Source organism: Pontibacter virosus, assembly GCF_003096355.1.
Taxonomy (GTDB): Bacteria; Bacteroidota; Bacteroidia; order Cytophagales; family Hymenobacteraceae; genus Pontibacter; species Pontibacter virosus.
This window is the reverse complement of sequence record NZ_QEKI01000002.1, coordinates 239,123-251,620: the sequence shown is the minus strand read 5'-3', so window position 1 is coordinate 251,620 and position 12,498 is coordinate 239,123. Positions and strand designations below refer to the sequence as shown.

General features: G+C 47.2%; 12 protein-coding genes. 11 read left to right on the top strand and 1 reads right to left on the bottom strand.

Going from position 1 to position 12,498, the window contains the following annotated elements; genetic code table 11:
* Positions 1-71 precede the first annotated feature (71 nt).
* Positions 72-734, top strand: a complete 663-nt coding sequence (locus C8E01_RS04105; RefSeq protein WP_165820559.1) for a YceI family protein — start codon at positions 72-74, stop codon at positions 732-734.
* Positions 735-984: 250 nt separating this feature from the next.
* On the top strand, positions 985-1,746 hold the full coding sequence (locus C8E01_RS04100) for a DUF6503 family protein (protein WP_116542087.1): 762 nt from the start codon (positions 985-987) through the stop codon (positions 1,744-1,746).
* 176 nt (positions 1,747-1,922) lie between these two features.
* Here C8E01_RS04100 and C8E01_RS04095 read toward each other — a convergent pair whose 3' ends face one another.
* Positions 1,923-2,828, bottom strand: coding sequence for a flavin reductase family protein (locus C8E01_RS04095; protein ID WP_116542086.1), 906 nt, complete (start codon positions 2,826-2,828; stop codon positions 1,923-1,925).
* 349 nt (positions 2,829-3,177) lie between these two features.
* On the opposite strand from C8E01_RS04095, the gene C8E01_RS04090 reads away from it, so the two are divergent.
* From C8E01_RS04090 to C8E01_RS04050, 9 genes are all read left to right on the top strand, one after another.
* Complete coding sequence (locus C8E01_RS04090; protein ID WP_116542085.1) at positions 3,178-3,960, top strand: polysaccharide biosynthesis/export family protein; 783 nt, start codon at positions 3,178-3,180, stop codon at positions 3,958-3,960.
* A 22-nt stretch (positions 3,961-3,982) separates the two neighbouring features.
* Positions 3,983-6,334: a GumC family protein gene (locus C8E01_RS04085; protein ID WP_116542084.1), complete on the top strand. Its 2,352-nt coding sequence runs from the start codon at positions 3,983-3,985 to the stop codon at positions 6,332-6,334.
* Positions 6,335-6,541: 207 nt separating this feature from the next.
* A complete protein-coding gene (locus C8E01_RS04080) occupies positions 6,542-7,852 on the top strand; it encodes a nucleotide sugar dehydrogenase (protein ID WP_243409420.1) in 1,311 nt (436 codons plus the stop codon).
* A 69-nt stretch (positions 7,853-7,921) separates the two neighbouring features.
* A complete protein-coding gene (locus C8E01_RS04075; protein WP_116542083.1) occupies positions 7,922-8,917 on the top strand; it encodes an SDR family oxidoreductase in 996 nt (331 codons plus the stop codon).
* A gap of 67 nt (positions 8,918-8,984) precedes the next feature.
* Positions 8,985-10,034, top strand: coding sequence for a dTDP-glucose 4,6-dehydratase (rfbB, locus tag C8E01_RS04070; RefSeq protein WP_116542082.1), 1,050 nt, complete (start codon positions 8,985-8,987; stop codon positions 10,032-10,034).
* Between the two features lie 20 nt (positions 10,035-10,054).
* Positions 10,055-10,618, top strand: a complete 564-nt coding sequence (rfbC, locus tag C8E01_RS04065) for a dTDP-4-dehydrorhamnose 3,5-epimerase (RefSeq protein ID WP_116542081.1) — start codon at positions 10,055-10,057, stop codon at positions 10,616-10,618.
* A gap of 105 nt (positions 10,619-10,723) precedes the next feature.
* Positions 10,724-11,584: a glucose-1-phosphate thymidylyltransferase RfbA gene (gene rfbA, locus C8E01_RS04060; RefSeq protein WP_116542080.1), complete on the top strand. Its 861-nt coding sequence runs from the start codon at positions 10,724-10,726 to the stop codon at positions 11,582-11,584.
* Positions 11,585-11,682: 98 nt separating this feature from the next.
* A complete protein-coding gene (locus C8E01_RS04055; protein WP_116542079.1) occupies positions 11,683-12,078 on the top strand; it encodes a sugar 3,4-ketoisomerase in 396 nt (131 codons plus the stop codon).
* Positions 12,056-12,493 carry a sugar 3,4-ketoisomerase gene (locus C8E01_RS04050; protein WP_243409419.1) on the top strand — a complete coding sequence of 146 codons (438 nt, stop codon included), beginning with the start codon at positions 12,056-12,058 and terminating at the stop codon, positions 12,491-12,493. The genes C8E01_RS04055 and C8E01_RS04050 overlap by 23 nt, the downstream gene beginning before the upstream one ends.
* Positions 12,494-12,498: the final 5 nt, after the last annotated feature.

Below are 12,498 nucleotides of genomic sequence, written 5' to 3'. Positions count from 1 at the left end.
GTACAATAAATGTATATACATTAGATTTGCAAACAGAATCAGAAAACTATAATTATCTAAATTAGAATTACATGAAAAAGACAGCAATTCTTGCTTCTATGGCCGCAGCGCTTTTATTTACTGCCTGCACCGACAGCAACACTGCAACTGAGAACACAACTGCCGTAACTACAGAAGCTGCTGCGACAGCGGAGGGTGAGGCATATGCCGTAGATCCGGCTGCCAGTGAACTAACCTGGAATGGTAAAAAAGTGGGTGGCGAGCACTCTGGTAACATCAGCCTGCAAGGCGGTGAGTTGGTAGTAGCTGACGGCCAGTTAGTAGGTGGTGAGTTTACCATCGACATGGCCTCTATCACGAATACAGACTTAACAGATGCCAAGTACAATGCTGACCTAGTAGCTCACCTGAAGTCTGACGATTTCTTTGGCGTAGAGCAGCATCCGACTGCTAACTTCAAAATCAACAGCATCAGCCCGATAGCTGACGCTGCTGCCGGTCAGCCAAACTATAACGTAGAAGGCGATCTGACCATCAAAGGCAAAACCAACCCGGTAAGCTTCCCAGCTACGATCAATGTTGAAAATGGTACAGCTACTGCGAAGGCTGATGTGATCGTTGACCGTGCCAAGTATGACGTACGCTACGGTTCTAAGAGCTTCTTCGATGACCTGGGTGACAAAGTGATCGACGATAATTTCACTGTAAGCCTGGACATCACTGCAAAGAAGTAATTTATATTACCTCCCCCAAGCCCCCTCCTAAAAACAGGAGGGGGTTTTTTTGTTTTTGTAGGGACAGGTCGCGACCTGTCCGCACGCATGGTGGTCGGTGTTTGTGATTTTAGGGATTTCTTAGGCCATTTCATCTACCTTCATATTTGAATTCCACTTGCACGATTCGGACAGGTCGCGACCTGTCCCTACAATGTACCGGGAAATCGAAAAATGATTAACTTGCCTGTACTAACAACCCCATCACATCATGTCGAACAAAGCAATCTATACCTTCCTATGCTTACTACTAATCAGTATCACCTCCTGCCAGATTGAAAAGCAGCCGGATGCGCAGCAGATTGTGGATAAGGCAATCGAAGCGCACGGAGGAGAACGTTTTCTAAAGAGTGCGATCAACTTTGAGTTTCGGGACCGGCAATACCGGGCTTTGCGCGATGGCGGGGTGTTTGTGTATAGCCGTACTTTTACGGATTCTACGGGGCAGCATGTGCGGGATGTGTGGCGAAACAGCGGCTTTACCCGCACCATCAATGACGAGGAGGTAGAACTTCCTGAAGAAAAGCAGAAAGCCTATACCGCTTCTGTTAACTCTGTTATCTACTTTGCTCTACTGCCTTATGCCCTTAACGACGAGGCCGTGCAGAAAGAATACCTGGGCGAAACTACTATCAAAGGAGAGCCCTACCACAAGGTGCGTGTTACTTTTGCCCAGGAAGGCGGCGGCGAAGGCTACCAGGATGTCTACATCTACTGGTTCCACCAGCAGCACCATACTATGGATTACCTGGCCTACTCTTTCCAGGAAAATGATGGCGGTACCCGGTTCCGCGAAGCCTACAATCCCCGCACCATTGGCGGCATCTTATTTCAGGATTATAACAATTATACCTTAAAAGATGAGACTACCCCACTGGAAGCCTATGATCAGGCCTTTGAGGCAGGGCAAATGGAGAAGGTGTCAGAGATTGTGCTGGAAGCAATAGAAGTTAATACGATAGAGGGCCTGTAGGGGCAGGTCGCAACCTGTCTGAGTCGTGCAAGAGTAACTTTCTACTTTAGCGAGTCATCCCCCTGCCCCCTTCAAAGGGGGACTTTTCTTTATGTGTACTTAAATAATGATTCACACATATTGAGTGTCCCCCTTTGAAGGGGGCAGGGGGATGATAATCGTGCACCAACAACAATTTAACCATTTAACAATTCAACCATCAACAAAACCTTCCAAGCCTCTATTACCTGATGATCATCCAGCAACTTCTTACCCAGCTTCTCCAGCTCTATGTACAGTTGCCCTTTATCACGCCCGTACTTGCTCAATGTATAGCTAACCAGCGGATCTGACTTGAAAGATTCCACCTCTTCGGTGGTAGGTATGACTTCCGTATTTCCTAGGCGGGCCAAATGGTTGCCGGTCAGGATACTGCTGTGGCGGATGTACTCTGGTACTTGATCTACCCCAACTCCCTTGTTTCGTACTGGCTTGGGCAGTTCGAATATGCAGTCGCCATTGGCCCGGAGGTAATAGTCGCCACCCATACGCGCGACGGCGTCCAGTTTGTAAGGGTCGATCTTTCCTTCCTCATTCAGGATGTTTTCATTCACATGGATCAGCAGCACCTCGCAGATCACCAGGTTGCCCGCACCGCCTTCCGGTCCGAGGCTGATCACCTCGTTCACACGACACTCCATGGCCACAGGCGCTTCCTTCACCCGCGGGGCCTTCACCAGCACCGAAGGTTCAGGCGTCAGGCCTGACTTGATAAACTCATTAACACCCTTGTCATACTCTGTGCTGGCCAGGGACATCTGCTCTATGATGTCGTAGTTACAGATGTTGATCACTACCTCTCGGGTCGTTTCCACATTCTCCAGGGTGTGCTTTCCAGTATTGTCACGCACGCGGCGGGCGGGTGAAAAGACTACGATTGGTGGTATGGCACTGAAAACGTTAAAGAAACTGAAAGGACTTAAGTTTACATTCCCCTCCTCATCCACTGTACTGGCGAAGGCAATCGGCCGCGGGGCAATGGCTCCCAGCAATAAAGCATGCACTTCCGCCGTTTTGGTTTCTTTCGGGTTGATGGTTTTCATGAGAATCTCTTGGGTTGTCTCTAATTATGGCAAGTTAAGAAAAAAGGAGCAGGCTCGGGACAAAAGCACTAAATTCTCAATACAACTGTCCCCTTGAGGGGACCACAAAGGTGTAGAGCCAGTTGTAAAAGCCCTATGACAAATACCAACACCCCTATAATCACCTTAAGGGGACATTTTTGTATAGAACCCAATAGCCATGGACCGGGGGAAGTATAATTAACAAGATATAATAAATGTTTTCAAAAACATTTTGCGTAATTTTGCTTTCTGGCAACCATGTGTTTATGCCATTAAGACTATATTTAGCCTTTTAGCTTGTTGCATTAGCAAATGCTATTTACCCTATATGAAAATTAAACTAGCACTCTTTCTGAGTCTACTCTTCTTCGCCTCCTGCAGTTCATTGCGCACCCGTAACATCGTATATTTTAGCGATCTGGAGCAAAAGCCCCTTATTACAGAGTCAATAGAAATAAAGCGTCTGACCATTAAGCCGGGTGACTTATTAGCTATTGAAGTGCTAACTCCTAACATGGAAACAAACATGCTGTTCAATAGAGGAATTATTATGGAGGAAGGAGCTGGCGGACAGATGATGCGGCAACAGGGTAACCAAAACGAAGGCTATTTAGTAGATACTCGCGGCACAATTGATTTTCCTGTATTAGGTACGATGCCTGTCAATGGGATGACTACGGAACAACTTCGAGACTCGATCCTGTTACGGGTAAAAGAATATGTGCAGGATCCAATCGTGAAAGTTAGATTGCAAAATTTCAGATTTACCATGATGGGCGAGACTGGACCCGCTGTAGTGGAAGTTCCAGCCGATAACGAAGATGTCAACCTGCTTGAGGGGCTGGCGATGGCAGGCGGCATTTCAATTTACGGGAAGATGGAAAATGTGCTGGTAATTAGAGAGCAAAATGGTGAGCGCACCATGGCCCGATTGAACCTGAATAGTAAGGAAATACTTAATTCCCCTTACTTTTTTTTGCAGCAGAATGATATTGTGTATGTAGAGCCAGACAAGGCTAAAGTAACAGGTACCAGCTTTATTCGCCGAAATTGGGGCTTCGCTGCAGGGATTGTATCTTCAGCTTGGGTGCTCTATCAATTGTTAAAATAATAAAACGCTTCCTTAAGCTACTATGTCCGAACTTAATTTCCAGGAAGACAATTCTGAGTCTTTAGATATAAAGGGGCTGGTCATGCGGTACCTTCGCTATTGGTACCTCTTTGTGATCGGTGCTGCCTTAGCCCTCACTGCAGCACATCTATACCTGCGCTATTCTACTCCTGTTTATAATGTGAAGGCAACTATTCTTATTAAAGACGAAAGTGGAGCTGATATTGCAAATAGTGGGGTATTTGGCGACATGGGTTTGCTTAAAGCAAACAAATCCTTTTCTAATGAGGTGTTGGTTATTAAGTCGAAAGGCTTGATGGAACGCGTGATGACGGAGTTGGGGATGGAAGTGTCTTATTTTGGCGAAGGACGGATCAAGTCACCGGAGTTGTACGGTGGGCGAAGCCCAATTAAGGTGGTTATTGCAAAACTTGATTCTGCAGGACCTGGTAAGAGCTTTGTGGTGGAAGTAGAAGACAATAATACTTTCAGTATTTATGAAGGAGAGAATAAAGTATCTACGCACAAGTTCGGAGAGCAAATAAAGAAAGATTACGGGACTTTTACTGTTATGGCAGATTCGGATATAACCAATGATAATGGTCGACGTGTACTAGTGCGCTTTAATAAACTCGATAAGTTGGCGAATAGCTATAGCAAACAGTTGGTGGTGAAAAGCGTGAATGAGTTTGCCACGGTTATGGAGTTGAGTTTGACGGACCCAGTGCCAGCTAAAGGCAAAGATATTCTGAATAAGTTGATTGAATTATATAATCGTGAAACAATCAATGAAAAGAACCTGGCTGTTACGAAGACCATACAATTCATTGATGACCGTCTGGTGTATTTAACTCGGGAGTTGACTGATGTTGAGAAGGATGTTGAGCGCTATATGCAGGATAACAGATTGATAGACCCATCTGCCAATGGTGGAATGTATCAAAATACTGCACATTCCTACAACCAGCAGATTACAGAGAATGAAGTTAAGCTCGAAATCTTAAAATCAGTTGAATCATACCTTGAACAAGAAGAAAATAAATATGAACTTGTTCCAACAAGCCTCGATATTGCTGACCCTACGTTAGGGGGGTTAATTGCTAACTTTAATGAACTGCAAAATCAGAGGCGACGCCTAAGCCGATCTGTTACGGAAGGCAATCCAGTGCTACGCAACGTTAAGGAGCAGCTCGAAATTCTGCGTCTGAACATACTCGAGAACATCCGCAACATTCGCGAGGGACTGTTGGTTAAACGCCGTAACTTACAAGCCAGTGCGGGGCAGTTTGAGTCTCAGGTAAGGCAGGTGCCCTCGATGAAGCGTGAGCTCACTGAAATTGAGCGCCAACAGGGTATCAAAGAGGGACTATACCTCTATCTTCTCCAAAAGCGTGAAGAAGCTGCCTTATCACAGGCTATCACGCCATCCAATTCCCGTGTTCTTGATCCGGCAGCAGCTGGTGGAAGCCCGATTGAACCTCAAGCTACCAATATTTACTTGATGGCTCTATTAGCCGGCCTCGCTATACCTTTCGCAGGTATATTTCTGCGTGATATGCTAAACGATACTATACAGGAGGTACGTGAAATTGAAAAGGCTACATCTACGCCTATCCTCGGGGAAATTGGGCATAATGGCTCAGGTCAAATGTTGGTCATCAACCAAGAGAGTCGTAGCTCAAGCGCTGAACTTTTCCGCTTATTGCGTGCAAATATGCAATTTGCCGCAGGAGGCAAAGAAAATAAAGTGATTTTAGTGACTTCCAGCATGAGCGGAGAAGGGAAAACCTTTTTCAGCTTGAACCTAGCTGCCAGTTTGAAGATGACAGGTAAAAAAGTAGTCGTGCTAGGTTTAGACTTAAGGAAACCTAAGCTGACACAAGGAGTGAATTTGCCAAATAATATTGGCATCACTAATTACTTGATCTCAGACAGTGTTCAGATTGAGGATATGATTCAATTTACACCAGAGGCGCCAGATTTAGCTATCATCGGCTCAGGGCCTATTCCACCAAATCCTGCTGAGCTAATGCTGTTGCCAAAAATTGGTACACTAATCGAGGAACTCAGAGCTACATTTGATTATATCATCCTAGACTCCTCGCCTGTTGGCCAGGTGGCTGACACCTTAGCATTAGCACCCTATATAGATTCAACTTTATATATAGTGCGATATAATTACACGCATAAAAAACAGCTACAAATTATAGATGACCTTTACAAGTCACGCAAACTCAAACACCCGATGATTGTGCTCAATGATGCCAAAAGGAGCAACAGTTATGGATACTCTTATGGCTATGGCTATGGCAACTATTATGAAGAAGAAAAGAAAAGCTTTACAGGAAGACTGAGGAAGTTGGTAAAGGGGTAGTTGGAGTTGAAGAAGTAAGAGTTTCTAAGATTAGGAAGTAGGAAACTAGGTAGATACAGGGTGCGGCTTGTTCAATTGTGCACGATTACACACCCCTGCGCCTCTCAAGAGGAGGATTACACAGGAGATACTCTCTCTTGAGAGACGTTGGGTTGTGTTAAATGAACCGATATATCAGAACATACAAAGAAAAACGAAAATAAATAAATGTCAGGTACAGAGATGACAGATGTAGGAAATGCCAAAATTGCCGTAATCGGATTAGGTTATGTAGGTTTACCACTTGCCGTTGAGTTTGCGAAGAAATTCTCTACTATTGGATTCGATATCAACGAGGGTCGGGTTCAAGAGTTGAATGATGGGTATGATCGTACTTTAGAGATTGAAAATGATTATTTAAAATCGGTTCTAACTTCAAGATCTAATGGGGAGGTAGGGTTGTATTGCTCTAATAACCTGAAAGACATTGAAGACTGTAATTATTACATCGTCACTGTGCCTACCCCAGTGGATAAAAACAATCGGCCGGATCTTACGCCACTTTACAAAGCGAGTGAGACAGTGGGAAAGGTACTGAAGCGCGGAGATATCGTGATTTATGAGTCTACTGTGTATCCTGGTGTGACGGAAGAAGAGTGCGTGCCGGTGCTGGAGCGCATGTCAGGACTGTTGTTTAATATAGACTTTTTTGCAGGCTATTCTCCTGAGCGCATTAACCCAGGAGATAAAGAGCATACTGTTGCTAAAATACTAAAAATCACTTCCGGTTCTACTCCTGAAGCTGCTGATAAAGTAGATGAACTCTATAATGCAGTAATTACAGCTGGAACGCACAAGGCAGCTTCTATCAAAGTAGCTGAAGCAGCTAAGGTGATCGAGAATGCTCAGCGTGATATTAATATTGCCTTCGTGAACGAGCTGGCCAAGATCTTCAATCGCCTAGGTATTGATACTGATGAGGTATTGGAAGCAGCCGGAACGAAATGGAACTTCCTGAAATTCAAGCCCGGTTTGGTAGGTGGTCACTGTATAGGGGTAGACCCTTATTACCTGGCACAAAAAGCTCAGGAAGCCGGATATCACCCTGAAATCATTTTGGCAGGTCGTCGATTAAATGACGGTATGGGCGAGTATGTGGCTCATGAAGTGATTAGGCTGATGGTGAAAAAGGATATTGCTGTAAAAGGATCTAATATTCTGGTGCTCGGCATAACATTTAAGGAGAACTGCCCGGATGTACGCAATACTAAAGTAGTAGACATCCTGCGCACCCTCAAAGATTACGATACCAATATCACAATTTATGATCCATGGGCTGAGCCGTCCGAAGTGAAGAATGAGTATGATTGGGATTCTGTTAAAGAATTGAACAGTGTAAATAATTGCGATGCCATTATCTTAGCCGTATCTCACAATGAGTTTAAGTCACTAGACTTAAGCAAACTCTGTAAAGAAAACGCTGTGATTTACGATGTAAAAGGCGTACTCCCAAAAGAGCTATCTGATGCACGTTTATAGTGAAATCTCCGTCCTTGAGCGAGGGGGGAAAGGTGGTTTGACCTATTCCTAATTAACAACATTTAACCAATGTACGACAAACTATATCACACAACAGACATAAGCCAAAGCAGTTTCCTAATTACAGGTGGAGCTGGTTTCATAGGTTCTAATATCGTCGAGTACTTACTCAAGTATGGTGCAGGGAAGGTGCGGGTTCTTGACAACTTCTCTACCGGATCAAATGCAAATATTGAAGAGTTCAAAAGCAATCTGGTCTTTGAACTAATAGAAGGTGATATTCGGGACCTGGAAACCTGCAGAAGAGCGCTGGAAGGTATAGATTATGTATCACATCAAGCTGCACTGGGCTCGGTGCCAAGATCCATCAATGACCCAATAAGGAGTAATGAGGTAAACGTAAATGGTTTTCTAAACATGCTAGTAGCGGCAAGAGATGCAGGAGTAAAGAATTTTATCTATGCAGCAAGCTCCAGTACATACGGTGATCATACAGGTTTACCAAAGATAGAGGACAAAATCGGAAGTCCACTTTCTCCTTATGCTGTGACTAAGTTCGTAAATGAACTGTACGCCAGTGTCTTCTCTAGAAGCTACGATTTCCATACCATAGGCTTGCGCTACTTCAATGTGTTCGGACCGAAGCAGAATCCCAAGGGACCATATGCAGCAGTGATTCCACTCTTCATAGAGGCAGCAATTGAGAACAAACAGCCTTATATTAATGGAGACGGAGGGACGAGTCGTGACTTTACTTTTGTTGAAAATGCGGTACAAGCAAACATCAAAGCTTTGCTGGCTAAAGATATAGACAAGCATGAGGTGGTAAATATTGCATATGGTGAGCGTACTACCCTGAACCAGTTATGGCAAAGAGTAGCTAAAACTGCAGGTATCGAACTAACCCCGGAGTATCGGGAAGAGCGAAAAGGCGATGTGCGTCACAGTCTGGCAGACATCAGCAAGGCAAACCAACTAATAGGCTACAAGCCTGAATTTTCTGTAACAGAAGGTTTAGATATAGCTTTCAACTGGTATAAGCAAAACAGTACTGTTGTACAGTAATTCCCCTCCTGAGACAAAGTGGGGTTAGCGGTGGTTGAACAAACAACCATAAGACAAATTTAAGAATATGAACCTACTGATTACGGGCGGTGCGGGCTTCATCGGTTCGCACGTGGTGCGGCTTTTTGTGGAGTCCTACCCCACCTATAACATTTTCAACCTCGACGCGCTCACCTATGCGGGCAACCTGCAGAACCTGCGGGACGTGGAGTCGCGGCCCAACTACACTTTCCTCAAGGGCGACATCACGGACGCTTCCTTTCTGGAGCAGCTCTTCGCTGAGCACCGCTTTGACGCGGTGGTGCACCTGGCGGCCGAGTCGCACGTGGACCGCTCCATCGCAGGACCCATGGCCTTTGTGCAGACCAACGTGATGGGCACGGTGAATTTGCTGGAGGCCTGCCGCCGCGCCTGGGCGGGCGACTACGCGGGCAAGCTCTTCTACCACGTCTCCACTGACGAGGTGTACGGCTCGCTGGGCGAGAATGGTTTGTTTACGGAGCAGACCCCCTACGACCCACGCTCGCCCTACTCAGCATCGAAAGCGGCCTCGGACCACTTCATCCGGGCCTGGCATCACACCTACGGCCTGCCCGTCAAGCTCTCCAACTGCTCCAATAACTACGGCCCCAACCACTTCCCCGAGAAGCTCATCCCGCTGGCCATCCACAACATCAAGGAAGGCAGGCCCGTGCCCGTCTACGGCAAGGGGGAGAACGTCCGCGACTGGCTTTATGTGTTAGACCACGCCAGGGCTATCGACGCGATCTTCCACCGCGGAAAGGTGGGGGAGACCTACAACGTGGGGGGCGTGAACGAGTGGCGCAACCTGGATCTGATCGAGCTCCTGTGCGACGTGATGGACGAGAATCTAGGCCGCGAGCCGGGAGAGTCGCGGAAGCTGATCACTTTTGTGAAAGACAGAGCCGGCCACGATGCCCGCTACGCCATCGACTCCTCGAAGCTAATGAAGGAATTGGGCTGGAAGCCCTCGGTCACTTTCGAGCAGGGCCTCAAAAAGACCGTGGACTGGTACCTGGCAAATGGGGCCTGGCTGGAGGAGGTCACCTCAGGCCACTACCAGCAGTATTACGCCCGGCAGTACGGGGAAAGATAGAGGAAGGCAAGAGAGGAAACATGAAAGTGATAGAGACATACCTGGGAGACTGCCTGCTGCTCGAGCCGGCGGTCTTCGCAGACGAGCGGGGCCACTTCTTTGAGAGCTTCAACGAGGAGAAGTTCAACACCCTGGTGGGAAAAGAAGTGCGTTTTGTGCAGGACAACCAGTCCCTCTCCACCTACGGGGTGCTGCGGGGGCTCCATTTCCAGCGCGGGGAGCACGCGCAGGCCAAGCTGGTGCGGGTGCTGCGGGGAGAGGTGCTTGACGTGGCCGTGGACCTGCGGCCGGATTCGCCCACCTTCGGGGAGCACTTCTCGGTGGTGCTCAGCGCCGAAAACCGGCTGCAGCTTTTCATCCCGCGCGGCTTCGCCCACGGCTTTGCCGTGCTGAGCCGGGAGGCCGAGTTCTTCTACAAGTGCGACAACTACTACAACAAAGAGAGTGAGGGTAGCCTGCTCTACAGCGACCCGGAGCTGGGCATCGACTGGGGGATTGACCCGGCAGAGCTGATCGTGTCCGCAAAGGACCGCGAGAGCCCCCTCTTCGCGCAGGCAAGGGCGGTGATAAGGGGCGCCCGCTGAAACGTGGTCAAATTCCCCGGCCGGGAGGGTGAGAGCAAAAGATTGCCTACCTTTGCCGCCGAAGCGACACAGTAAGCATAACGTAAAACACCAAAAAGAAAACAAATGAAAGGCATCATCCTGGCCGGGGGCTCCGGCACGCGCCTGCACCCTCTTACGCTGGCTGTGAGTAAGCAGCTCATGCCCGTCTACGACAAGCCGATGATCTACTACCCACTCACCACGCTGATGCTGGCAGGTATACGGGAAGTGCTCATCATCTCCACACCCCACGATTTGCCCCTGTTCGAGCGCCTGCTGGGCGACGGCTCGCAGATCGGCTGCAGGTTCTCCTACCAGGTGCAGGAAGTGCCGAACGGGCTGGCGCAGGCCTTCGTGCTCGGCGAGGAGTTCATCGGGCAGGACAAGGTGGCCCTGGTGCTGGGCGACAACATCTTCTACGGGGCAGGGATGAGCCAGCTGCTGCAGGCTAATAATAATCCGGACGGTGGAGTAGTGTACGCCTACCACGTGACTGACCCGGAGCGCTACGGGGTGGTCGAGTTCGATGAAAATGGCAGGGCGGTCTCTATTGAAGAGAAGCCAGCCGAGCCCAAGAGCCAGTACGCCGTGCCGGGTTTATACTTCTACGATAACGAAGTGGTCAGGATAGCCAAAAACTTGCAACCCAGCCCGCGGGGCGAGTACGAAGTAACCGACATCAACAAAGAATACCTCCGGCGGGGCAAGCTCAAGGTGGGCGTGCTCAACCGCGGTACGGCCTGGCTCGACACGGGCACGGTACAGTCGCTGATGCAGGCGGCCACGTTTGTGCAGGTGATTGAGGAGCGGCAAGGGCTCAAGGTCGGCTGCATCGAGGAGGTGGCCTGGCGCATGGGCTTCATCAACGATGAGCAACTGAAGGCCGCAGCGGAGCCGCTAAGAAAAAGCGGATACGGGGAGTATCTGTTAAGCCTTTTAAATTAACTTTTGCTTAAAAGCAAAGGTTTGTTTTTGAAGGTTTTAATTTGAGTAAGGACATAGTCGTTCTGCAAGAGATAAGATAGAATTAATAAAATCTAGATATGAAGGCCGGTATTATTGAACTTCCTAAGATACTAGACCCAAGAGGTAATTTAACTTTTTTACAACATCCTTTTCAAATGCCCTTTAAAATAAAAAGAGTATTCTGGACATATGATGTTCCTGGAGGTGAGCAGCGCGGCGGGCATGCCTATCGAGAGCAAGAAGAGATAATTATTGCTTTGAGCGGTAGCTTTGATGTTGTGCTAATAGATCATAATGGTGAGAACAAAAAGTTTTCTCTAAATAGAAGTTATTACGGTCTTTATGTACCTGCCCTTACTTGGAGACACATGGAAAACTTTTCGACGAATGCCTTAAGTCTACACTTATCAAGTCAAATGTATAGTAGCGCTGACTATATTCGTGATTTTGATGAATTCAAACAAACAATTTAGTATGGGTAAGCCAAGTGTATTTGATTGCAGTCTTTTTTATTTACCGCAAGTAGGAGATAGGAATGGCCATATTACGGCAGTCAACAATAAAATAGAGATACCTTTTGAAGTAAATCGTGTATTCTATCTATATGATATTCCAGGAGGTGAATCAAGAGGCGCGCACGCTCATAAAGCTTGTCACCAATTTCTAATTGCTGTCAGCGGCGCTTATGAAGTACTGTTAGACGATGGAAAAACCAAAAGACAATTTTTATTAAATCGGCCAAATTTCGGGTTATATATACCTCCAGGCATTTGGGCATCTGAAGTAAATTTTTCTGCCGGTTCTGTTTGTCTAGTACTTGCTTCTCACGTTTATGAAGAGAGCGACTACATCAGAGATTATGAAGAGTTTGTAAAAGATAGCTTATAAATTAG